The sequence below is a fragment of the Microbulbifer mixtoriginis (SeqCode) genome (genome assembly GCF_052467705.1).
This window is the reverse complement of sequence record NZ_CP174322.1, coordinates 3,418,569-3,444,270: the sequence shown is the minus strand read 5'-3', so window position 1 is coordinate 3,444,270 and position 25,702 is coordinate 3,418,569. Positions and strand designations below refer to the sequence as shown.

The 25,702-nt window shown below is 40.6% G+C and carries 12 protein-coding genes; 6 read left to right on the top strand and 6 right to left on the bottom strand.

All coding sequences use genetic code 11. The features are described from left to right. Positions 1-24: 24 nt before the first annotated feature. On the bottom strand, positions 25-420 hold the full coding sequence (locus ACJJIB_RS14940) for a DUF1801 domain-containing protein (protein WP_444886683.1): 396 nt from the start codon (positions 418-420) through the stop codon (positions 25-27). 822 nt (positions 421-1,242) lie between these two features. Between ACJJIB_RS14940 and ACJJIB_RS14935 the strand changes: the two genes are divergently transcribed. Then, on the top strand, positions 1,243-3,060 hold the full coding sequence (locus ACJJIB_RS14935; protein ID WP_444886682.1) for a DUF885 domain-containing protein: 1,818 nt from the start codon (positions 1,243-1,245) through the stop codon (positions 3,058-3,060). Positions 3,061-3,233: 173 nt separating this feature from the next. On the opposite strand, the gene ACJJIB_RS14930 is transcribed toward ACJJIB_RS14935, so the two are convergent. From ACJJIB_RS14930 to ACJJIB_RS14920, 3 genes are all read right to left on the bottom strand, one after another. Next, entirely contained in the window at positions 3,234-3,857 is a 624-nt protein-coding gene (locus tag ACJJIB_RS14930; protein WP_444886681.1) for a phytoene desaturase family protein, read from the bottom strand. Further along, positions 3,808-4,083 carry a hypothetical protein gene (locus tag ACJJIB_RS14925; protein WP_444886680.1) on the bottom strand — a complete coding sequence of 92 codons (276 nt, stop codon included), beginning with the start codon at positions 4,081-4,083 and terminating at the stop codon, positions 3,808-3,810. The genes ACJJIB_RS14930 and ACJJIB_RS14925 overlap by 50 nt, the downstream gene beginning before the upstream one ends. Before the next feature lie 162 nt (positions 4,084-4,245). Next, positions 4,246-4,458: a hypothetical protein gene (locus tag ACJJIB_RS14920; RefSeq protein WP_444886679.1), complete on the bottom strand. Its 213-nt coding sequence runs from the start codon at positions 4,456-4,458 to the stop codon at positions 4,246-4,248. Between the two features lie 870 nt (positions 4,459-5,328). Between ACJJIB_RS14920 and ACJJIB_RS14915 the strand changes: the two genes are divergently transcribed. Beyond that, complete coding sequence (locus ACJJIB_RS14915) at positions 5,329-5,484, top strand: hypothetical protein (RefSeq protein WP_444886678.1); 156 nt, start codon at positions 5,329-5,331, stop codon at positions 5,482-5,484. A 2,208-nt stretch (positions 5,485-7,692) separates the two neighbouring features. After that, positions 7,693-13,977: a BamB-related PQQ repeat family beta-propellar protein gene (locus tag ACJJIB_RS14910; RefSeq protein ID WP_444886677.1), complete on the top strand. Its 6,285-nt coding sequence runs from the start codon at positions 7,693-7,695 to the stop codon at positions 13,975-13,977. Between the two features lie 644 nt (positions 13,978-14,621). On the opposite strand, the gene ACJJIB_RS14905 is transcribed toward ACJJIB_RS14910, so the two are convergent. Beyond that, the gene (locus ACJJIB_RS14905) at positions 14,622-16,199 is read right to left on the bottom strand and encodes a phytoene desaturase family protein (protein ID WP_444886676.1); all 1,578 of its coding nucleotides are present in this window, start codon (positions 16,197-16,199) and stop codon (positions 14,622-14,624) included. A 664-nt stretch (positions 16,200-16,863) separates the two neighbouring features. Here ACJJIB_RS14905 and ACJJIB_RS14900 point away from each other — a divergent pair. After that, positions 16,864-18,147: a hypothetical protein gene (locus ACJJIB_RS14900; RefSeq protein WP_444886675.1), complete on the top strand. Its 1,284-nt coding sequence runs from the start codon at positions 16,864-16,866 to the stop codon at positions 18,145-18,147. Between the two features lie 1,792 nt (positions 18,148-19,939). After that, on the top strand, positions 19,940-20,806 hold the full coding sequence (locus tag ACJJIB_RS14895) for a glycosyltransferase family 2 protein (RefSeq protein ID WP_444886674.1): 867 nt from the start codon (positions 19,940-19,942) through the stop codon (positions 20,804-20,806). 133 nt (positions 20,807-20,939) lie between these two features. On the opposite strand, the gene ACJJIB_RS14890 is transcribed toward ACJJIB_RS14895, so the two are convergent. After that, positions 20,940-22,094: a hypothetical protein gene (locus tag ACJJIB_RS14890; protein WP_444886673.1), complete on the bottom strand. Its 1,155-nt coding sequence runs from the start codon at positions 22,092-22,094 to the stop codon at positions 20,940-20,942. Between the two features lie 2,062 nt (positions 22,095-24,156). Here ACJJIB_RS14890 and ACJJIB_RS14885 point away from each other — a divergent pair. After that, on the top strand, positions 24,157-25,644 hold the full coding sequence (locus ACJJIB_RS14885; RefSeq protein WP_444886672.1) for an APC family permease: 1,488 nt from the start codon (positions 24,157-24,159) through the stop codon (positions 25,642-25,644). Positions 25,645-25,702 lie beyond the last annotated feature (58 nt).

The following is a 25,702-nucleotide window of genomic DNA, read 5'->3' as shown; positions in this document are numbered from 1 at the left end:
ATTTAGCAACATGCGTACCCTTGCTCATATTATACGCAACAACTTCCCTTTTCGTTTGACAATATTCTTGTAATCCCACTGAATTACCTTTGATTTTTTTAGCCAGCGTTTTATATCAGATGTTTTTATCTGCACTGCGTCTGTATAACGAATAGAAGCATCTTTAAATTTTCCTGTCCCTGGTTCGAGCTTAGGCTCGTCAAAGTCTATACCGCTCCAGAACATCAGGCGAATGCAGTCTTTTAGTTTACTGTACCCTACAATTGGATTGCCCTCTAAAAACCATACAGGGTGGCCATGCCAGATCTTACTTTCAGCTTTTGTCAGGCCTTTATCAATTAGCTGTCGTAAAGTATCGCATATCAGCAGCTCTTCACCGACCTGTGCTGAATTAAAATCATCGATCGTTTCATATTTCATGGTTATCAATCTTTCAGCCTCGTCGAGCTTTAACGCCAGTTTCAGGTATGTCTAGAGTGGCGGTGTTGAGTTATTTTTTTAAGTGGAATATACATATTAAAAAATGTTAGATGGTATCATCCTTAAGCATCTATTCTAGCATCTAGAGCTTGGTTTAGGGGGTAAAATCTGAACCAAGATTGAGCAGTCGTTATCTATCATCTGTCAAGGGTAAAATTATTCGGTCCCTGTATCACCTGATTCTTGGTGTCTTAAGTCCCAAAACAGATCGCTACACTTATCGAGATTACCGGAGCCACAAAGATACAGGTCTTGGACAGGATGCGCCAATCTGCAAAGTAAATAAAGAGCCGGTTACTCCACGCTTGATACAACCCCAAAGTATTAAGGTAGATATCACAATAGATCAAATAAAACCTATGTTCTAAATCCGGGGAGAGTGAATTTTCTGGGCGATGATGGCATTACGAATATTCGAATTGTAGTTAATGATGGTACCAGTAATAGTTTTCGCTGACCAATCACGATAGTTCTCTAGTTTTTGACCTCCAGCAGTTCTTGAGTGATTTGTTAGCAGAATAGCGTGGTGATATGGTGGTTTTCGCAGCTGGAATCGAAAGGATGGTGGAAGATCCTTACTTGGTAATATTTGAGCTACTTTGGTCTTCAGGCCTCTCTGAAAGCCATTGTTCTGTCATGATCTATCTACAATGTGCATCTTATCGCTTTATTCGGTTTGTTTGACGCATTATCTAGAGCTAATGGTTGTGCTTTGTTTAAGGGCATAGTGAAAATAGTGGCACAAATTAGGAGGATCTAATAATGATAAAAACAACAGCCAAGTGGGTTGGCGGGATATTATTGCTTGGGATGGTTGCAATCTCGGTCTTTGCCGTCAATGCAATTTATTTTAAACCATGGTCTATCAATGTATATTTTGAGCGAGCCTTTATAAAAATTCAAAGTACCAGCCCGGAAACACTCTCAATTTTTCGCATACTGGAACGATTTGGGATTGATGGCCATAATGCTCATCTTGATGATGTTTCTGAAAAGATGAAGCAACATGAGATACAGATAGTTAAGGATGAACTATCTACTTTAAGGAGCTATGACAGATCTAGTCTCAATGACCGGCAGGCAATTTCCTATGATATTCTGGAGTACTACCTGGAAAGTCTAGTAGAAGGGGAGCGCTGGAGGCATCATAATTACCCTCTCAATCAAATGTTTGGTGTGCAAAATACTCTTCCGGAGTTTCTTGTTGAGTTGCATCAAATTAACAGTGTCAAAGAAGCGGATTATTATCTCTCCCGCTTAAGTGAAGTAGATAGAAAATTTTCTCAAGTATTGGATGGGTTGAAAATTCGGGAACAGAAAAAGATCTTGCCTCCACGCTTTGTAATTGATCGTGTGTTAAGAGAAATGCAAGGGTTTATTAACGTTCCGACGCATGAAAACATACTTTATACCTCTCTGGAAAATCGCTTGGATACTCTTGAAACTTTACCAGATCAAGAGCGTACACGTATCCTTGATAGAGGAAAAATATTAATTGAAACAGATGTCTATCCTGCGTACGCAAGCTTGATCGCTTACTATCAAGAATTACAGTATAAGGTTTCAGAGAATAATGGCGTTTGGGCCCTCCCGGAAGGTGATGAATTTTATGCATATCAAATACGTATTCATACCACTACAAATCTGACTCCCGATGAACTGCACAATACGGGCTTGATGGAAGTAGAGCGTATAAAAGATGAAATGAAACAGATCTTTGCTTCTGTTGGTCTTGATACGGGAAGCATTAACTCCCGTTTCTCCGCTATAAATAATGATCCTCGGTTTCTTTATGAAAATTCAGATAAGGGCCGTGAGCAGATTATCAAAGACTATCAATTGATTATCGATGAGATTAACACAGGTATTGACGATTATTTCAATATAAAACCAACTGCGGGCGTTGAAGTTAAGCGAATTGCAGAGTTCAAAGAACAAGGCGCACCGAAAGCATACTATATGCCCCCGGCAATTGATGGGTCTCGCGGAGGGGTGTTTTATGTAAACCTGCGCGATGTACATGAAACAAAGAAATTTACCATGCGAACCTTGGCTTATCATGAGGCAATTCCAGGGCATCATTTTCAAGAAGCAATTGCAAAAGACTTAGAGGGATTGCCAACTTTTCTTAAAGCCGTATCAAATACAGCTTATGCGGACGGCTGGGCTCTTTATACAGAGAAGCTAGCCAAGGAGATTGGTTTTCAAGATGATCCCTATGATGATCTTGGGCGATTACAAGATGAGATGCTTCGTGCTGTTCGTTTAGTGGTAGATACCGGTATACATCACAAGCGCTGGAATCGAGAAGAGGCGATTGAATATATGGTGAAAACGACCGGTTTTCCGAGAACTGAAGTCACCACCGAGGTTGAGCGCTACTTTGTGATGCCGGGTCAGGCTGTAGCTTATAAAACTGGTATGTTGAAGATATTGGAGTTGCGAGAACGTGCTCGTCAAAAGTTAGGGAATAAATTTGATATACGTGAATTCCATGATGTAGTGCTAACTAATGGTGCCGTACCGCTGATGGTGTTAGAGCAACTTGTTGACCGCTGGATTGCTACTAAGAAAGTCTAAGAGAGTAAATAAAAAGGCATTTCAAGCAGTATCATTTGCTATTTAGAGTGAGCTCGCGTTAATTGTAATAGCGATCAACAAGTTCATTGTAGCGCCTGAAAGGGGGTTGAGTTCGACTCATACCCCACTACTGAATCCAAACAGATAATGGCCTGCTTTCTGCGGGTCATTTTTTATTTATCCCTTAAAATCTCCATCGCAGCATTATGCCCAGGCACTCCAGTAACGCCACCTCCCGGGTGACTACCGGAACCGCAGAGATACAGGCCCTGAATCGGCGTGCGGTAATCCGCAAAGCCCATAAAAGGGCGGTTGCTCCACAGTTGGTCCAGGCCTAAGGCACCATGGAAGATATCGCCACCCATCAAGCCAAACTTGCGCTCTAAATCCAGCGGTGAGTGGATTTGTTGGGCGATGATGGAATCACGGAAATTGGGTGCATAGTTGTTGACGGTATTGATAATGGTCTGAGCTGCCTGCTCACGGTAGTTGTCCCAGCTCTTACCCTCCGGCAGTTCTGGAGCAATTTGTTGGCAGAATAGGCTGGCCACATGTTGACCCTCGGGGGCCAGAGAAGGATCGATGGTGGAGGGGATCAATATCTCTACTATGGGTTGCTTTGACCAGCCGTATTGAGCCGCATCTATATAGGCCTGCTCCAGGTAATCCATGGTAGGGCCAATGACGATTCCAGACTTGTAGTGCGGTTGTACGTGTGTGCCGGAATTACAGGTAAAGTCTAATAGTTCAAGCAGTGCGACGGAAGGTGCCGGGCTCCACTCTAAAACCATGTACACGGCGGCGGAGCACCGTCTCTAGATGTTGTTCGTTAATCATCGGAGAATAGAGTAGTTTAGGACCGACATGGCGATTACTTTTGCTTCTGATGGTTTCCCCACTACTTAATCGTACTCCGGTTGCACGACGACCATTGAACAGTACTTCTGTTACTTTAACCCCTGCATGAATAGCGACCTCAAGACGCTCTGCTTCCTTACGCATGGCCGGGGTGATAGTACTCATGACGTCAAACGCCTTTCTCACTATTAACCAGTAATAGCTCGCATGCCGAGTCGAGAGTGTTGAGCATTAAAGCAATACATGGTCTAAGTCAGAGATAATATTGAAATCCTGCTCCAGTGTACAGGTAGTACACTGGAGCTATCGATTAGAGAGAAGAGTAAGTTACTTACTACCGCTCTCCATCGCCGATTGAATTTGGTCTGCGAATTTCGATAGGTTTTTGAATTCAGACTCCAAATTAACATCAGTGCTTGCTGATGACGCTCTTGCACGGATTATCTCAAGTGCTGTAGCTACAGCATGTGAGCGTGCTGCTTTTGGCTCATTGGCATAGGCTGGACTTGCCATTTTGGCTGCTTTAATAAAATCGGTCATAGTTAATTTCTCCTTTTTAATTTGTACTTCAAAAGAGCTAGTTTAGGGTTTAATAAATTATTTAAACCCTGTAGGCGTCTCATTCATTTAGTTTGGTGAAATCATGGCAAAGTGAGGTCTCAACAATTTCGTAGATAATTGGTAGGTGCTCGCCAATGCTTATCGATTAGATCCAAGCCTGAATATAGTCAGGGTATCAAATATAGCCCATCTAAATGTGAGGCGACATGGTTCAGAATTGGTAAGCTGACGAAGTACATAGAGAAATCTCAAAAATCTGATCTGAGAGCATTTAGATTAATACTGATTGTATGCTGGATTACTGAAATGAGACTGGTTTGATGAGGGCCTCAGTATTCACAGCGCTATAATATCCGTTTGGGAGTAGCTATGACTATGGCGGCAGTATCGGGGCTAATTAGTTAGCCGATTCTAATCTGATATAGCAACGATTAGTGGGGCTGGATCGAGCCTCTTTAATTTTGTGAGTAGTGAGTAGCTTGGTTGTGCGCCTGAAGAGGATTTTTTGAGTAAGAGAGTCAACGATCTTTTCTTAACTGGGAAAAGATCGTTCTGGTAGTGGCTTCACGCCAGTAAAAAAGGAGCTCTGAAGTTGAGAAAACCAAGCTAAGCAAGGTCTTAAAGTGGATAGTTATGGTCGGTGATGAGGGTATTCCGTTGGGAGGCACCATTAGATTTTCCTTATCAGCAAATATAAAGTTATTACGCTCTTTACTTGATGCTACGTATATAAATACAAAACTCATCGTTTAGTGTATGACAAAGCGGCGGCCCCTGACCTTTTTCGAGATAAACTGTTGAGTTGTGGAATCGATATTATCTGACCATTCAAGATTAATAGAAAAAGCCGTGAGCAGGATGGAAGAAAGCTCTGAAGACATACTCATTGCTGAAAAATTGGGGGTCACCAGGGGGGATTGCCATCGTTTGATGTTGGGTGAAAGTGCTATTTTTTCCCGTGTGTTTTTTTTCATTGCATACCTTTCAGGTATTTTAAAAAAATGAATGGTATTTTAGATAAGCTAAAAATTTGAAATTTTAGCGCGCAAATATATTCATGAAATATATAAATTTATGGGGGTTTAATTAGTGAAGTAGCTCTCCTTATGCTATGAATTTATTATAGTGCTATTTTATTATTTGTTCGTTTCCCCTTATAGTAGTAGAGGCTGATTGTTTGTTGGGCTAAAGGAAAGCATATCAAGAAAGTTAGCTTTCAGATAAATTCGAAGTGTGAGGTTGCTGCTAGTATTATAACATTCATAATATCCTCCTCAACTGACTGATATGCCATTTATCAGTAAAGGTTTGATAAAGATTTCGAGTCTCTTTTTCTTGTTAAATCTACCCTCGAAGAAGTGATTAAGTGATTCAGAACTAGCATCCTAGTCGAAAGTTTGTGGTTAGAGAAATCCGTTACTTCTCTATAAATTTATGCCTCCCAGAAATATGAAGGTTAATAAGATTATCTACTAGCCTTCTAAAGAGCTAAAAGCTTCTATCATGTTTCGTTGGGTGAGTTTTCTTTTGAGTTTTATCTCTATGTTCAAGGGGGAGGTAAAGTTTACTTGTTAGTCAAAATTTCCATCGCAGTATTATGCTCAACCACTCCAATAACGGCCGCCTCCCAGGTGTTTACCGGAACCACAGAGATACAACCCTAGAATAGGCGTGCAGAAATGCGCAAAGCCTATAAGGGCCGGTTACTCCACAATTGGTCCAATCCTAAGGCATCATGGAAGATATCACCCCCCATCAAACCAAATTTGCATTCTAAATCCAGAGGTGAATGAATTTGCTGAGCGATGATGGAGTAGCGAAAATTGGGTGCAAGGTTAGTGACGATACCGATAATGGTTTGCGGTGCCTACTCACTGTAGTCGTCTCAGCTTTTGCGCTCCGACAGTCCGGAGCAAATCGTTGGCGACATGCTGGCCATATCAGGAGGGAAGTGATGGTTGAAGGGGTCCATATCTCTTCAATGAATTGCTTTGACCAGTCGTATTGGGTCCTATTTATATAGTCCTGCTCAAGGTAACCTATGGTGGGACCAATGATAATTCCGGGCCCCACCCTAAAACCACGCATATGGCAGTGGAACTCTGGCTCTAGATGTTGTTTGTGAATTACCTAGGAATAAAGCAGTGCAGGGACGATATTGGTGATTACCTTAGCGCCAGCAAAAGTCCCCCCTGCCCAGGTGCACCCTGGTCATACGACTACCATCAATCAATACCTCCTTAAATTCAGCGTTTATGCGAATAGTGACCCCGAGATGCTCCACCTATTAACGCATGGTCTGGGTGATAAGACTCATACAAACTAATGCAAGACCTTAAGGCCTTTCTCATCATTTACCTCACCAAATATATGGTGCAATAACACATAATCAGAGCCGTATAGCACGGTGGTAGTCTCTGTTGAATCTGATGAGTTTGGTGTGGGAGAGAAAGAAAGCACTGGCAATCCTTAACCCGCAAACCTCGGGTTTATTAGGAGACAGTTGTTGGCCATTCCAGTGTACCGGCTTTAAATAGGAAAGCCTTTGGGCATATCTCAGTGATCCTTGCCTACCAGAGGTGAGAGGTGAGCTGCTCGGTAGTGATTGCAGCGTAAATACGTTGCTGTAATGAGGTGTAATTGGAGCTGCGATATCGAGATCAAAGATCTTAGCCATTTTTTGTATCTTCTCTTCAATCCGCTGGGGCTGGGGCTGGTATTCACAGTTCTTCCCGCATCCCTACCGCAGAGGAATACCCTCCGTACACAGCGGGAGATATAGTGATAATAAGGTATCGAATTCTAGGTTGGGTTTTGCAGTTCATTTAATAGCCGTATATGATCGCGCCCGTTTTTGTAAAGAATTGCAAAGTGGCGAAAAGGCCCTGATTTATGCAGCTCAAGTACTATCGCACTAAGTATACAGGCTTGGTGAGTGAAAAGGATTGTGATATGGGATCGCGAACAACGGTATTTAATTTAAAGCTTGTACTGGCAGGTCTCACTGCGGTCTTAATAGGTTGCTCAGGAGGGGGGGGAGGCAGTGACTCTTCACCTGAACCCGAGCCTACCCCTATCCCAGCCGTCACATATTCGCTTTCTGGGGCCGCCGTTAAGGGGCCACTAAGTTTTGCAACCTATAAGATTCATAAAGTTTCTTTTGAGTCGGAGGACTTAAAGGGAGAGGTTGTCGCGAGAGGCGAAACCACCGAGTTGGGTAAATTTACAGAGGAAGGCTTAGACCTTCCGGACAATGGCTACTATCTAATTGAATTTTTGGCTGGTGATGTCACGATAGACCTAACGACGGGAATGGCCCCAATCCTTCCTAGCTTATCAACAATTGTTGAAGCTGAAGCGCTCGAGAAATCTAAAGATATCTTCGCAACACCGCTAACAACTATCGTTGTTGATCTGATCCGGCAGAGAAATGTAGTCGATAAACCTGGGTTGAGCGATGCTATAAGCTCCCAATCCCTGGTTGTTAAAAGTCAGTTAGGCTTTGACCAGCTAGATAAGGTAGACCTTTTTCATACGCCACCAGTGGCCTTTGGGAATGAGGCCGACCTTGATGATATTTTGAGCTACCGTACCGCTTCTGAAGCTACCGCGTCTCTTGTGTGGGCTCTTAAAAACGAGACAGATATAAGCACTTCTACAGTAATGGAGTTGTTAGTTTTAGATCTAACAGATGGGGTGTTAGATGGCCTTGCCGAAGGTCTTGATACAAATACCACGCAGGTAGTACAAGATAATTACGACTTTGTGTCCAGGCTGAACATTGGTGAGCTACATATACCCAACACCTTTGATCCAGAGTCTTCAGACGCTGTAACTCCTCTCAAAGTTGGTGGTTTAGTTAAGCTCCTTATTCATGAAACACGTCAATATGACAGTTCAAGAGAGATCTCAGCCTGGGAGGATAAGCCAAAATACTCCATTATCAACGCTATCGGAGCCGATTTAGATGGGGATGGTACCCCCAATGAAGTTGACAACGATATTGACAATGATGGCGTAGAAAATGAGAACGACGCATTCCCTTGGGATAAAACAGAGTCATCAGATCAGGATGGTGACGGAGTAGGTGATAATGCTGACTATTACGAACTTGATGCGTCGTGCTTTCGGATAAATGAAGGTGATGGGGAGACCTGTTTCGCCACACTGACCGATACACTTGCACTGGATGAAGCATTTTCTGATGCGAATGGTGTTATATATCTCGGGTTTTCTGAAAATGGGATTTACGATTTTTACCAGTGGAGTTCAGAGACCCAAAACTTCACTGGAAAACTTGATCTAGTAGTTGAAGATCAAAGTCCCCAGGTTGTACGTTACCATGATGAGCATAAGAGAGTATATCTTGCTTATAGTGACGGCTGGATCCGATATTTTTCAATTGATACACCTGAAAAACTAGTTAACCTCATTCAAATGCCTGTGGGTACAACCGGACTGGCGGAAGCGGGTCGCTATCTATTGGTTCAAGATGGTCAGGGAGCCTGGAGTTCACATCATGTCTTGTCTAAGGATGGGAATTTATTAGATAGTAAGGATTGGAATAGGTATTCTCATTATTATGTTTGGAACGATGTAAATAATCGGCTTTATCATTTTAGAGATGGCACGTCACCTAATGATATACATTTTGAGGAAATCTCTCAGTCGAGTGGTACTATAGGTGCCCAAGGGGAATCTCCCTATCATGGTGATTACACTATCAGAGGTCCGATTCTGCTCGTTAATAGTGGTAACGGAGTGCTGCTTGGTAGTGGTGATTATTACAAAGCCAGTGACTTGAGTTTAATTGGCTCTCCAGTAACTAGTTTTGATTATGGGTTTTCCGATAATAGTGCGGTTGTAACCTTATCAGCGTCTTTTACTAATAACAGCTCTTTAGTAGCTTACAACAACAATTTTGAAGCATTTTTTTCTGCTTCCTATACCGGACTTCCTGAGGGCTTAGTACAGTTAGATGAAGCAGCCTTAGTCATTACTTATACTGAGAATCATGGCCGAAAGTATCAGCTGGTTGAGCTATTGGATGATATAGATGGTGATGGAGTTCCGAATAGAGAGGATGCATTTCCAAACGATAGCGCTGCATCAGTTGATTCTGACCTCGATGGTGCGCCCGACTCATGGAATGATGGGTATGATCCGTCTGTGGGAGAATCTAGTTTAAGCCTCGATTTATTTCCTCTGGATTCAGCCTGCTACCTTGCAGAGCATGGCATAAATGGTGTTTGTGATATTCAAGGACAGGTCCAGGTCAAAAATGTCGATGAGATTGCTCGAAGAGGAAATGTACTTTATTTGCTGGATGACAATTCTAGCTCAATCTGGAAGTGGGATACGGCAGCTGGTAAATATCTAAATCCTTTACAATTAGGGCACTTTGAAAGTAACGGTAAGGCGATGTCTATAAATGTCGCCAATCCATCCTCGATATTGGTTAGTTTTGAAAATGGTAAACTTCTTGAGTTTAGTGAAACTTTACCTATAAAAAGCCAGGAGGTGGCCTCGTTTGAGGGACGTCTGGAGGCATTAATAAGTGCTGGTGATTTCTATGTGGCAGTTGCTGGAAGTGGTCTAGATAGCTCTTATTTTAACTATCACTTGCTTGATAGAAATTATGTGGTTAGGGATAGTTACAGTTGGGTAAATAGACCAAAGGGACTCTTTTACGGTAAGGAAACCGGCCGAATTTATTATTATTCTTCTTATGGAGATTTAAATAGTTTTAATATTGATAATGATAGAAAGGCGTTTTCCGGGTATCAAAATTATTATTTCGGAGAGTCTTTAGGTGCTTGGCTGTCGCAATCACCGGATGGTAAATTGTTTGTGACTGGTGAGGGGAGTGTTATCCAAGGATACCCCGCTAACCCTCTTGTTAGCCCACTTGATTTGAGCTCTTTATCTGAGGGTGTGAGCGAGGAGATACAGCTACTGGGTTTCACCTGGAGCGAGAGTGTCGCTGTTGGTCTGGTTAAGGTAGATAGGAAATATCTTTTAGCTGTTTTCAGTTATGACCTTAGTGAGATTCTATTTAAACAATATCTCGATATCGATACCTATATAGACCTTATTGCTGATGAAAATGGTGTAATACTAATTGATCAGTCAATTGGCAATAGGTTGCATATAGTAAATTATCGGTATGAATCTGATGCCGATAACGATGGCTTGCCAATGTGGTGGGAGTTGGCCCACGGTTTGGATGACACTGACAAACTAGATGCCTTGAAGGATTCGGATGCAGATGGTCTAAACAATCTTGAGGAGTTCGTAGCCGGCAGTTCGCCTTTGATGGCAGATACGGATCAGGATGGATTGTCAGACTTTGACGAAGTTATCACTTATTTTACTGATCCATCTAACAGTGATACGGATGAAGACGGTATGCCAGATGGCTGGGAAGTGCTATATGGACTGAATCCGTTAGATGTTTCTGATGCCGATAGTGATTTGGATAATGATACGTTTTCTAATCTAATCGAGTTCCTTTTGGGCTTTGACCCAACTGAGGAGTTATCCTTACCCTCTCCAATAGATGAATTCTATTTTTCTTTTGAGGATCAAGAGTTGCCGGATGGTTGGGTTTCACAAGGTAGCCCAAAATTTGTAACTCAATCAGCTAGTGATGGGGTCGTTAGTCTATTTGCCGAGGGTAGTTGGGGTATTTCGACAACTAATTACTTTTTACCTGTAGAGCTTTCTCTTCGAGCGCGGTCTACCTGTCACTCTATCTATGATGCCCAATTGGTTATTGAGCTAAATGGAGAAAAATTATTAGATAGTCCAGTCTCCCAAACATCATGGGAAAAGCTCTCTGTTCCCATTGCTGAGGGTTATCATACATTGGTTGTGAGGGTTGAATCCTTTGCTGACGATTGTGGTATTTTGATTGATGAATTAGCAGGCATTTCTCCTCCTACACTTTTTGAATTGGGCGCCTCTGGAATTTCTATTTCTGACAATAAGCTTTACTTACTTGATGTTGATGGTCGTGAAATAAAAAGCTTCGATATCCCTGATCCAAAAGGGAGTAATAACGCATATGCACGAGATGCGGTTATTTTGGATGATGGAAGAGTAGCGATTTTCAATGGGACATTTGAACCTTATTTAAGTGTGTATACGCTAGAGTTAAACCTTTGGGAGCACTATCCAGCGCCTGGATGGAGTACCGTTAATAATTTGAGTTATGGCGGCATAGATGCTGTTGGTGAACAAGTTTTCGTTACCAACCAGTCAACTAGTGGCAGTCCTAGTCAAGGGTATGTGAAGTTTGACTTAGCAAGTGGCTCTGTGAATTATGTAGATGCAGGCCCATTTATAGATCTGACAGTTGGCGAAGATGGTTATCTCTACGCATTAAGTGGCAGTCAGATTTCTCAGTTCGATCCTGTGTCCGGAGTTTTACTCTCCAATATACCAATTGAAACTTCACGGGCAATTGCCGTTGATGAGGTTGGTAATATTTTTTCAGCTACCTGGGACGGTGAGATACACCAGTTTACGGCTGGTGGGGTTCTGCAAAAAACTTTATTCGTTGGCCAGAGCTTTAATGATATTAATATTCGTAGAAATGGAGAATTAGTCGCTGCTACAGCATATGATGGGCTATATCGTGTCGCGGCGGACTTAAGTAGTTTTACCAAGCTAGATACGCGAGGTAAATTTGTAGATCTTATGCCAGATTGGGACTCTGACAATGATGGACTCCCTGATTGGTGGGAGTATGCCTTTGGATTAGATCCTAAGAATGTAGGTGACGCGGGCTCCGACTTGGACGGGGATGGCTTATCTGCTTTGCTGGAGTACACCTTTGGTACTCATGCGGACAACCCTGATATTGACAATGACGGCGTTAACGATGGCGATGAGCTTTTAATTTATGGTTCTGATCCTTTTATTGCAGATACGGATGCCGATGGCTTGTCCGATGGGGTGGAAGCGGAATTAGGTACAAATTTATTGGCGCAAGATAGCGACAACGATGGGCTTACTGATTTTACAGAGGTAAAGGAACTAGGCTCAAATCCCTTACTTGAAGACTCGGATAGTGATGGTATGGGAGATATGTATGAGTTCGAGTATGGTTTGGATTTGTTAGTAGATGATAGCGCGGATGATGTTGATGCTGATGGCCTGACCAATTTGCAAGAATATGCTTTAGGGTCGTCTCCGAGAAATGTAGATACAGATGGTGATTTCCTTTCGGATTTTGAAGAGTCGAATACCTATGGTACATCTCCAATAGTTGCTGATACTGATGGCGATCGTATGCGGGATGGATGGGAAGTACTATATGCGCTAGACCCGATCGATGCTGACGATGCAGCAAATGATGAAGATTTTGATTCTTTTACAAATGTTGAAGAGTTCTTCTCAGACACCTCACCTATTGATAGAAATAGTTACCCCCTACCCGTAGTATGGGCGACATATCAAGGGGGAGCTGCGCATACTGGTTTTACACCGCTACAGCTGGATGTAGATAATTTCTCTCACCATTGGTCCGTGACATTACCTAATATGACGAAGTTACACCCGGTAGTGGTGGCTGATGGTAAGGTCTTCGCATCTAATGATTCCTATTTTGCTGAGCAGAGAATTGTTGCCTTGGATGCAAGCACGGGAGATTTGGCATGGGAGCGCATTTATGATGGTATACATTCTATAAATCCCCCAGCTTATGACCGTGGAAAAGTCATTTTTCAAACTGGTGGTCATGAAGATTCCTTTATACGAGGGCTTGATATAGATGACGGCTCGCTATTGTTTGCTACTGAATATGGAAATCAGTGGTCAACCTACATGTCTCCAACTGTATATGATGGAGGGATTTATACTGCCGGGGGGTATTACGGAGGACTTTACTCATTTGATCTGAGTGATGGGTCGGAGTCTTGGTTTGCATCAACTGCGCAGTATCAAGAATTTACCCCAGCTGTAGATGAACAGTATGTATATGCATTTATAACTGACCTGCAAGTTTTTCATCGTGATTCTGGTGAATTGGCCTATAGCATTGAATATCCTAATTTTGACTGGAGAGGGTACGATGTAAATTTGGCCACAGTTTTGACTAGGTATAATCATATTGTGGCAATTCAATCGGGCTCTTTAGTTGTATTTGATCTCGATAAACGCAACATTTTATGGGAAAAAAATTCAGTTGGATTTTCAGGGCAGCCAGCTTCTAGTGGTGGAGTTATTTATGCTTTGCAGTCTGGTATTTTAAAAGCTATTGATGAAGAAAATGGCAGCGAAGTATGGGCCTGGGAGGCGTCAAAGTCGTTAACTTCAAATATTGTGGTAACCCGAACGCATATTTTTGTTGGAGATTCATCACATACTTATGCCATTAATATAGGTACTCAGAAGTTGGATTGGAGTTTTGAATCTTCCGGGCACTTAAGTCTTGGTGATGACGGAACCCTGTATATCGCTGGCTCTGAATTGACTGCTATTTCGCTACAGTAACTGAACCTTTAATTTGGTTCAGTTTACTGAGACTACTGATGGTATGGTGGGGCAACCCCCATGCCATTAGTATTTGCTAGTTTGAAGTAGCCTAAGGTTTAAAAGACTGGCTGTACCCTGTCTATTATTATGGTGCTAATTTTTATTATCTGGTCATCTGAATAAAAATATGAAGTAAGAATTTACTTTTCCAATTCTATTTGTCATAGCTCTAGGGTCAATGTCAATTGGCGAGGTACCTTAAATTTTATCGGTGGTGGTATCTTCAAACTTTCCTCAACCTTTCCAATTTACCAGTTCGAGATAGTGCTTCAGTTAAAATTTAGGCTCTTGGGTTTATGGTTAAGTATCAGCTGAAGACTTAGAGGTTGATTGTGAGCAGCTGCTACGGGAATTCGCTGCCGAATCGAAGTAAAATAGACTTTTCCGGGTTTTGGCAATATTAGTCTGGAGAGGATTAAGATCTATATAGACCATACCGGCTGTCTGCGCCCTCCCAATTTGCCCCCTGCACTAGTCAGTAAGTGCAGGGACTCATTCAAATAACGTATATACCAGCTGGTATCTTGAGTGGTTAATCTTGGTCGGAACACCATTATGAATAGTGGCCATACTGGGTTCCATAAGATCAATATGAACCTCTCTTATTTATCTCTCAGAATCTCCATCGCAGCATTATGCCCAGGCACCCCAGTAACGCCACCTCCCGGGTGGCTACCGGAACCACAGAGATATAGCCCTTGAATCGGCGTGCGGTAATCGGCAAAGCCCATAAAGGGCCGGTTGCTCCACAGTTGGTCCAGGCCTAAGGCACCATGGAAGATATCGCCACCCATCAAGCCAAACTTGCGCTCTAAATCCAGCGGTGAGTGGATTTGTTGGGCGATGATGGAATCACGGAAATTGGGTGCATAGTTGTTGACGGTATTGATAATGGTCTGAGCTGCCTGCTCACGGTAGTTGTCCCAGCTCTTACCCTCCGGCAGTTCTGGAGCAAATTGTTGGCAGAATAGGCTGGCCACATGTTGTCCCTCGGGGGCCAGGGAGGGATCGATGGTGGAGGGGATCAATATCTCTACTATGGGTTGCTTTGACCAGCCGTATTGAGCCGCATCTATATAGGCCTGCTCCAGGTAATCCATGGTAGGGCCAATGACGATTCCCGACTTGTGGTGCGGTTGTACGTGAGTACCGGGTTTACATGTAAAGTCTGGCAGTTCAGACAGTGCGATATTCATACGGAAGGTGCCGGACCCCACTCTAAAACCACGTACCCTGCGGTGAAATTCCGGCTCCAGATGTTGTTCGTCGATCATCTGGGAATAGAGCAGTTTAGGGCCGACATTAGCGATTACTTTACTAGCTGCAATGGTTTCCCCGCTACTTAGCCGTGCTCCGGTAGCGCGACCACCATCGATTAGCACCTCTTTAACTTCAGCGTCTGTGCGAATAGAGACCCCAAGGCACTCTGCCTCTCTACGCATGGCCTGCGTGATAGCACCCATACCACCCATAGCATGGCCCCAAGCACCTTTCTCACCGTTTACCTCGCCAAACACATGGTGCAAGAGCACATAGGCGGAACCGGGAGTGCTGGGAGCGGCATAGTTGCCGACAATAGAGTCAAAGGCGAACGCAGCTTTTACATGGTCATTTTCAAACCAGGCATCCAGCACGTTGGTAGCACTCTTGGTAAACAGGTCCAGAGCGTCTCGGCGAGATGCCATGCTTAACTTTTTCGCTCTAAGCCCAAATCCACCAGCGCGAACCAGGTCTATAAGGCCACCACCCACGTTGGGGGGAGCGCGCAGTAGCTCTTCGCGTAAAATATCCGCAACGGTTTCCAGCATGGCATAAAAGTCAGGCAAGGTAGCTGCGTCTCTCTCAGAGAAACGTGCTACCTCTGCCTGTGTATCTGCAAGATTCTTATGGAAGGAAAGACTATTGGCTTCTGAAAGTGGGAAGAAGTTTGATTGCGGCCGTAATTTGATTTCCAGGCCATGCTCTCGTAGATGGAGGTCTTCGATGATCTTGGGGTTAAGCAGACTCACGGTGTAGCTTGCCACAGAGTTTTGGAAGCCTGGGTGGAATTCTTCAGTAACCGCAGCACCACCAACAATCGACCGGCGCTCAAGAATCGTTACATTTTTTCCAGCTTTAGCCAAATAGCAGGCACAGACAAGGCCATTATGGCCACCGCCTATAATCAAAAAATCCTTCATTATTATTCTCTGAGTAGGAAAAGGTTAGGATCAATTGTCGTCAAAAACCGCAGAAAAATAAAGAGTCCAAAATCAGATTATTATCGATACCATTTTGTCTATTGCTGGGTCTAAAGTTTTTTAGATAAATTAAGGTGGGAGAAATACTTGTACAAAACTCTATATTATTTCCGCTTTAGTGCAAAATTAGTGTTTACTGCATCCTTGATTAAAACTATGCGGCTTCAAAAAAACTGCCCAGTTAAATATACTGAACTCAAGGAGCCTAAAGGGGAGCACCCGTAGTATTATTGGTGAAGCGTTAATCTATATCACTTCTTATTAGATTTTCTCTGAAATTAATTGTGTGCACTACCATCATGCATGCAGATACTTTGGGAGGCGTATTGGCAACTATCTATAACGAAGTTTTATATCGGGTTTTTAAATTACCCTGTCCTTTTGGTAGGCTGAAGCCAAGTTGAGTTTAACTCAATACACGAGAAGTATAAGTTCAGTTTCGTAGATTAATTTCCTGGTTGATGCTAAAAAGTAAAAAAATATTGCAGCTATTAAGTGTGAAATGTATGAAAAAATCACTCTTCAATACTAAATTTTCTTTGTTCTTACCTCCTCTAGGAATTACTTTAGTTAGCATAGATATGTCTTATGGAGATGATATTTTGTGTCCAGTGAAAACCTTTCCAGAGTGTTAGGTGCTCAAGAAGCAATATTCACAGAATTAGCCAGGAGGACCTGTGGAGGTACTTTAGTTATTTCCTTCATTAAAGTTCTTACACCACTAAGCGTTGAGCAATTAAAGTCTGGGTTTGCATCTATTCATAAAATTTATCCTCTATTACAAGCACGTGTGGAGTCTGGAGAGCAACTTCGTTGGCGTTGTGATGTGTCATTTGATTCTATCCCTTTCGAAGCTGTGAAATTAGATGGGCCTCTTGATTTTGAAGAGGAGTTTACGCGTAGAGGCGAGGTTGGACTTGATGTTGAAAAATGTACTTATACGCTCTCGTTCTATATAAATTCCCAGAATAAAGTTGACTGGATATCCCTGGTAAGCAGCCATGCAGCCCTGGATGGCCGGTCAGTAATGACTCTTTTTTGTGTTCTAGATATATATTTTAGGGAGCCTGAGACATTTAGATTAGGAAGGCAGCCCTTGTATGAAGCGGTTGAGAGCTACTTTCGCTCCTCCAAATACTTCGCAAGACAGGAGTCATGTAACGCTAAAGATGATTTATTTAAATGGCCAGTTGAAGAGTCAGCCTTTGCTGCAGAGCGTGAGGGGCACGCTATTTATAGACAATTTCCTATGGAGGATCTTTCAAGTATTGTAAAGCAGGGGAAGAGCTACAAAGTTAGGCCTAGTGCACTTTTTTGTGCTGTTGCTATTAAGGCCTCAAAAATTTTACCTAATCATAGGGACTGGATTAAAATCCTCTTACCTTTAGATGTTCGAGATTTATGTGGATCAGAAATCGGTTTAAGCGCAGTGGGTGCATTTTCAGCAGTAACCACTTTAGAAGTAATACCTAATATTGATACTAGTAATATTTGGCAGCTAGCAAGATACTTGCAAGTTGAGCTTGATCGCCAAGCCGCGGAGGGAGAATCATGTAAGTTCGCCTTTCCTAAAGATTATATCCTAGGGGATATTATCGGTTGGGCTCAAGAATATGAAAATAATAAACCAGTTTTCTCTGAAGGGTTATGTATTTCAAATGTTGGAAGCATGAAAGCTTTGGGCACGCACATGAAATCTTTTGAAATTGTAACAGCTATTCCTTTCCAGACACATGGTGCTCACCCAATATCACTGTTAACCTATTCAACGGTTAGGAACTCAGTATTTATTTTCTCTTACTGTTTCCCCCTTACTAAGAAAGATAATGTTTTAAACTTCGCGGAAAAATTTATCAATACACTTAGGGATCTTGTCAAGAACACTTGAATAAATCATATTCTACAACCTACTCAACTGAAAGAGCTCTGATTGGATAGATCACATTATATTTTACATGAAAAGTAATTTTGAGGAAGTCTGGTTGCTTTATTTAGATTTCTGTCTCTAATAATAATTTGTAACCAAGGTATGGCTTTGCAGGGCTATCTAAGTCTTTAAATTCATAATGGTGTATACGAATCATCCTGAAAAATCGGTGTAACAAACTCCGAACGGCATAATTCCGGTATTAAAGATTTTTCGAAGGGTTGTGGCTATTCGCGAAATACTGCCTCTAGCCTATGTACCCTTACAACCCCTAAAATATTTTTCAATCTACTCGAACCTCTACTTGGGTTTTTTGAATGATTTTATTCTGATGGGGTATTGGTTGCCTTCCTGCTGGGGTATGTATGATTTATACATTAAGTCAGATTTGACGAATCAAAGTATAAGTTAAAACTCGTGGGGGAGTTTTCTTTCTCAGTTGAATGTTTCCACTTTATAGAAGGGGCTGAAATTTGGGTGTTTACTTGTTAACGACCGAGCCAGAGAGACGCTACTTGTGTATCCACTGAGAGTTGTATTGTCACTGAATGCATTTTTTAAAATACTAGAGATCCGACTTATTGGTATCCACTTCCACAAAGTAAGTAGAAGAAGCGTGATCCTAAATAATGGAATACAAAAAAAATCAGGTATATTGGAGTAAAGTTGGATGTTGATTTATAGGATTCTGGCGGGCTAACACATAGTGCCGATACAATAGCTGCCAATAGGTACGAGATTTAAATTTCTGTATGAGCTGGTAAACCCTGACTAGGCATGTTCTGATTCTACTAGTGTAGAAGAAATTGATGAATTAGAATCTATAGAAGTGAAGCGGAACATCGTAAAGAAACCAGGGTGCTTTAAGCGTAAGTAAAGTCGTGTAGGGTAGGCAGAATAAGGGGGGTTGGCGCCAAAGTAAGAATTTATTTCGTCATTAAAAAACACAGAGCACATCCATGTATTTGGTTTGCCAGCTTATTGATTGTGGAAAGCCTATAGACCATGGCGTTAGCACTTCCCCAAAAAAGTAGATTTGATACAATACAAAAGAGGGAAATACATGTTAAAGCCTGGTTTCGAATAATGAAGTGTAGGCTCTTTATTGCGTGAAATTTAACACTTATTTAGAGGGCGACTACTCATAAGTATTCTCGAATCATAGGTATGAATGCTAATGTTAAATAAGGGTTTCATTACTAATAATAACCGTGGCCTTAGACTCCCTTTGTGTATTAGGGCAAGTTTGATCATGATAACTTAAATTTCATAATAATTGTGATGGAAAAAATCAACATCCTCTTGGTATATGCCGGCTTGTCCTTTAAAGGGTAAGAATATGAACCCCTAAATTATTGAGATGCAATCTATAGTTGAAAGGCGAATTGATGGTTTCTGTATTCATGGATATAACACTAGTGAATATCTATAGGTTGTGATCTGAATTGATCTGTGTACAAGCCCGACTCTATTGTAGATCGCTAGCTGTCAAGCTGCATGGATTTCATCTTGAGGAGGTAAATATTATACTTATACTACTGCACAAGTAAGATTCCAATGAATAATATTATTTAAGAATTTGACACCTTGATAATCATTAGGCGTACACGGATGATAGGCGAGAATGGGAGCTTACCCATAAGGGAAATCTCTGAATTGCAGCCACAGAGGGGAAGTCAAATTTGCTTAAATATTTTATTGAGCATTATGTAGTGAAAGTGAACTTAATGGTAGCAAGGGAACGATTAATATTATGAAGTCTAGATTTAGCATAATCGCCCCTTGTTATAATAATTCGGCTCTCTTGCGCAACATGCTGAAAGGGTTTTCTGTCCAGAATTATCCAAAAGAAGATTTCGAAGTTATTGTTGTCGATAACAATTCAAGTGATTCAGGTATTTATTCTTGTTATAAGGAATACAAAGACAAGTTGAACTTAACCTTACTTTATCGCCAGATTTTAGACAATCCTTTTGCCCTTAATTCTGCTCGAAATTTAGGGGTAAGGATTTCTAAATATGACTGGTGTGTTTTTACAGATAGCGACTGCATACCATCCTCCAATTACCTAATGCTGATTAATAATATAATTAATAACAAGGGGAAGAACATCTGTATGACAGGGTTGAGGGAGTTTATTCACTTCAAGGACGTTGAGCTTGATATGGTCGACGGCACTGATATACATCTAAGTGCCTGTCCCAGATTTAAAAGCCCATCGAATTATGGGTTAACAAAAGATAGAAGGATAGGTAAGATAGAAGGCTTACCTGATACGGAGCAACCCTGGGGTCATTTCTATGGTTGTAATATGATCTATAAAAAAGAAGATATTATCAAAGTGGGAATGTTTGACGAATTTTATGATGGTACATGGGGGTATGATGATATTGATATGGCTTATAGGGTTATCAGTGAATTAAAGGTTGAACCAATTTTTGCAGATAAAGCCGTTGTTTATCATCAAGATGAGGTTGCACCGGCTGAGAAAATTGACAAGTCAGTCTCAAAGACTGAAAAGCTAAATAACCCAAACTATCAGTACATTTGCAAGAAAATTAACGGATACTATGAATTTAGTACTCGTGAGTTCAGGCGTTTTGGTTTAAAAGGTTTTTAATTGACTGAAGTTGCTAAAATTTTTCTTAGTTTTTTTGTGTCTATTGGGGGATAGTGCTAGATCAAAATAGCAATTTACTGGTTCTTAATAAGATATGATTCACAATATTCGTGAAGAAATGAGCCTCCAGCCATTAGATGCCCGTTACATTGCATTCAACTGAGAATTTTCTTAAGAAAAAAGTTATCTTTTTTATGTCAAAGGCCGCTTTATTGGCAGTGGTGTATATCCAATAGCCCTTGTCATATTTGCTTATAGTAAAATTCAAGGTATCTCTAGCAATTGCATAGACTGCGATGCACTCATCATCCCCTATAGGTAAGTAACCTAGCATAAAGTCTTCTTTTATCAGCTGGTCAAATTTTTTTTCCACTCCAAAAGCATCTAGTAAAACCATTCCGTAGTAGGCTATATCATATTTCTGCAATAGATAAATCTGCCGGCGGGTAGATTTATTTAGTGTGCTGAAGGAGAAGTTAAATCCGCAAGCAGTGTTACCGATTCTTTTCTCAATAATGTGTTGTTTCGGTAAATTTTGTGTAAATTCCTGTGTTATAAGTATGTTTGCTTTTTTTCTGTCCATAAATTCTGTAAAAGCAACGATAAACTTTTCAGTGATATCTTCAAGACAAGGTTCTTCAGTTTCAACTTTGGCTGATATCATTACAATATCGTCAACTTCGCCTTTTGTATTTCTATATTCTTTCAAAAGAAAAGGATTTTTTTTGGGGTCCCTCTTGTTGTACAAAATTAGTCCAGCAATGAAAAATAAGGCCTTGATAAAATCTATTGAATACTTCAAAAGAGAACGATTCCTGCTCCCATGGTAGAGCCTTTTTAACTTTAAATAATATTTATCGGATCTAGCTTTTTCGCCTTGTAACAGATGTTTTGCACATTTAACAACCAGTAGCCCTGTATATCCTGAGAAGTATTCGTGATTAATAATGAAGTAGGTGCTGTCCTCGCTGAAATGAATGTAAATTGGAATCCTCATCTTTTCTAGGCTCCTATAAACAAAATTTCTACTTGAATTTTTGGTTGCCTGTTTTTGTAATTCTTTTATTTGAGAAAGATAATAAGACTTGGAGTGAGGAGCAGAAGTTAGCTCAACCAGATCATAAAGTATGCTCAAGCAACTCGTAATTTCTTCCTTTCCATATTTTTTAAAGCGATAAACCATTAATGTTGTTACAGTGCCGTACCCTTTTAGATACTGCTGCACAAAACTTTTTGGAGTTTTTACTGGAGTAAATAGATTGATCAATATTTTGGTGAAAAGTTGCATTAGATCTCTCTGCGAGTGCGAGCTAATATCTCAGTTATAAGTAAACCATATTTCAAAGCTCTAAATAAGCTTAGTTTGTCATTAGAAGGATTGGAGGCCTCCTTATAGATCATTATTAAGTTTATAACATTCAATGTTGAAAAAATGCTGTGGAGTATTTCATTTAGGCTGTGTGTCTGATGTTGTGTTTGAATAGGTGTTGATAACATTTATTCCAAAAAGCTATTTCCACGCTTCTTAAATCTCTTTTTAGTTATTTATAATGATATCTTTGATTATTGAGAGCTATTATATAATTTGAAATTGGTTGGTCTCACGTAATCACAAAAAATAAGACCGACAATTGAGAGCCGATTCATGTCAAGATTAACAGGTGATCATTGGCAATGATAAAACCTTGCCTTTCTGCGCTTAAAAGAAGCACAAAGCCCACTGATCGGCTAGAAAGCATGTTATGAATTTTTCCCTCCTGAGCCCAATGGAAACGTCTTCTTTTATACTATCCCCATCGAGCACTTGCTGGAAAAGGTACTAACTATAGGAAGAGCAAGGTACTTGTTTAGGGGGCGGTGAAAGTTTCTGGGACAACTTAATCAAAGGTTTCTGTTTGAAATGGGGCATCATTTTCGATTACAGCTTTTCTACAGCAAGAAAAGGAGGGCTGAAGTTGAGAAACTATTCGGAGTTAGGGTACAAAGTAGATGGTAGTAGTCGCCAGCGAAGACATTTGATTATGAATTACCGTTACCTCATTAGCTGAAGTAAATTTATTGTATCCAATAATTCATATTACGCATTGAAGTAAAGAAATTGGTCGGTTTTTTAAACTTTAAAGTGACCGACCATAACTTTCGCCGAGATTATTTAGTGAGTTATGGATTGTATCTTACTTGCCGGCAGAGGAGGAATAGGAAACAGCATAAGACAGGATGGTGAAAAGCTCAGAAGTTATTAGATAGCTTCGAAGTCTATCTGTTGGTTGGTTGTATCGTATTTAGGCCTTTGATAGGTAATCCTCTTCTTCGCCAATGTTTTTTTATGTGCAATTTGGCAATGAAACTTATTAATTTTGTGCAAGATTTTCCATAATTATTTGTTAACTCGCTAATTTATTTTAATAAATGTCTGGTTGGCAGCAATTTCATATTTTTTAACAATATTTGAAATCTTATACTCGACAAAAGTAGGGTGTTGTGTTTTTGAGCTTGTATGTATAAGTATTTAATTTCCTTGAAATATTAAGCTAGGGAAGATGTTTGAGTGGAAGTTGGATCAATCCTTGATTAATATTAATTGGTTGAAAAATAACTTAATAAGTTTTCTGGGCAAACCTTACAATACTTCACTGTCGTGCATAATCAATTTAAGGCGGTGATCGCACAATTTTTTAATACGAAAGATAAGCTTGTATGCCGATCTATTGAAATAATTGCAGTTAGTTAAAGAAATAGTATTACATTGCTATATGGGCTGCCGGTTTTTATAGTTTTATAACTATTAAGATGATGGTTTTATTTCGTTGATTCTTACTTAAAGTCTTGAATCCAACGTTAGCCAATACAGGTGAGTTCCCCAAAAGTTATTTGCTATCAATTGTGACGCTAATACGTTTGCAATATGTTCGTACTGGTATAGATATTTTAATCAAATATATTTTTCTTTTTGGGTAGGCTAAAGGCAGATAGAAAATATAAATATATTAGTAGATAAATGATGAATTCTATGCCTTTTAGAGGCATTACACGACGAATGATTCTTATTTGATGTCGGTTGATAGTTAAACAGTATACTAGGTGCTTCAATTGATCGGTATTGAATTTGTTAACCACAGAATATCTAGGGTCAATAGTTAAATATTAGGCTTTAAAACTTCTCAGAGGTTATGAACCTAGTAATTTTATATAAGTTCGAAAAAACTATTGGATGCTGCGAACTGTAGATAAGTAGATGCAAAAACTTGTGTGTATTTTTTTGATCAGATGGGTGAATAAGAGCTATTGATATTCTTCGATTGGTAAAATGGTGATCTACTCAAAATATAAATTATAAAAATCTACCAAATATGCATCACAAGAAGGGTGGTAAGAAAAAAGCAACGTTGCTAAGCGCAACATTGCTCAGTGCAACTTGCATGATAGGCTCGGGCTGGCTGTTTAGCGCCCAATTAACGGCTAGATATGCGGGTAACTGGGCATTTGTGGCATGGATACTCGCAGCAGTTTTAGTTTTGATGGTAGGTTTGTGTCTTGCGCGTGTCGTGTCGATTTATCCGGTCCGAGGTGCACTAGCTCAAGCCTGTGCTTTTTCTTATAACAGTATCTTTGGTATGCCTTTTTCCTTTGCTAATTGGTTTGGCATTCTAATGGTAGTTGCAACGGAGGCTCAGGCTACTACACAATATCTTTCTTCTGCTATTGGCTCTTCTTTATTGATTGAAAGTCATAGTCTTACGATTTGGGGAAAGTTACTTGCCCTTAGCATCTTAGCGCTATATCTACTGATTAATTTTTATGGTATTCGTTGGCTAACTAAAATCAACAATATTGTAACTGTACTCAAAATTTTTACTCCACTATTTGCTCTGACAGTATTACTCATTGTAGTTTTTACCCGAAATCACATAGGCTCAAATTTTTCTCTTCCTTCCAGTCAGGAATTTGAGTTCCATAGTGCCTTTTCAGCCATCATTGGTGCAGGATTGATCTATTCCTACAATGGATTTCAAGTAAGTGTTGCTTTTGCTAGTGAAATCAAAAATCCTAAACGCAATATCCCTTTGGCTATAACACTATCGATAATAATCATTACTTTGGTTTATTTGTCATTGCAATTTGCTTTTATGGAGGCCGTTCCACATCAGGTGTTGATAGAGAATGGTGGCTGGCAGGGGTTGAACTTTGCTTCACCACTGTTAGATCTAGCCACTCTGCTTGGCCTGCACTTTTTGGCGTTACTATTACTTGCAGATAGTATCACTAGTCCCTCAGCTTCTGGATATACGTACCTTGGAGCTTCATCAAGGATTTTATTTGCGATGGCCAAGGTAGGGCAAATGCCTCGCTGGCTAGCGGTGCTAGATCCAGTGCACAATATTTCCAGACGATCCATTCTAGTTAACTGGGTATTGGCAGCTATTGTTTTGGCTAATGCGGATAGTTGGGCAGCACTTATGGTAATAGTAACAGGGTACCATATTGTTAGTTATATGGCTGCGCCTATCAGTATGGGAGCCCTTGAGCCTAACACCCGTTGGTTTGGGCTGATAGTTTTTATCCTACTGGGTTTATTAATGCAGACATTACAGTCTTCTTCGCTGCTTTTAGTATGTGCATCTTTATCAGTTTTGGTCTCTATATATGCAGGGCTTCATATAACAAAAGCTGGTATTCATAAGCTAATTATATTTACTTTTCCATTTTTGGCATACTTATGGAGCTTGTACCTTATATCAAATGTTTGGTTGATAATAAGCGCATCTACAGGTTTTTATCTGTTGATATCTTCGCGTTATTATGTTGAATTCTGCAAAAGTTATAAGGCAAGAGATTGAGGGTAAAAGATGCTCTCATAAAGTGGGCATCTTCATAAAAATTGGGTCTGAAAGGTTT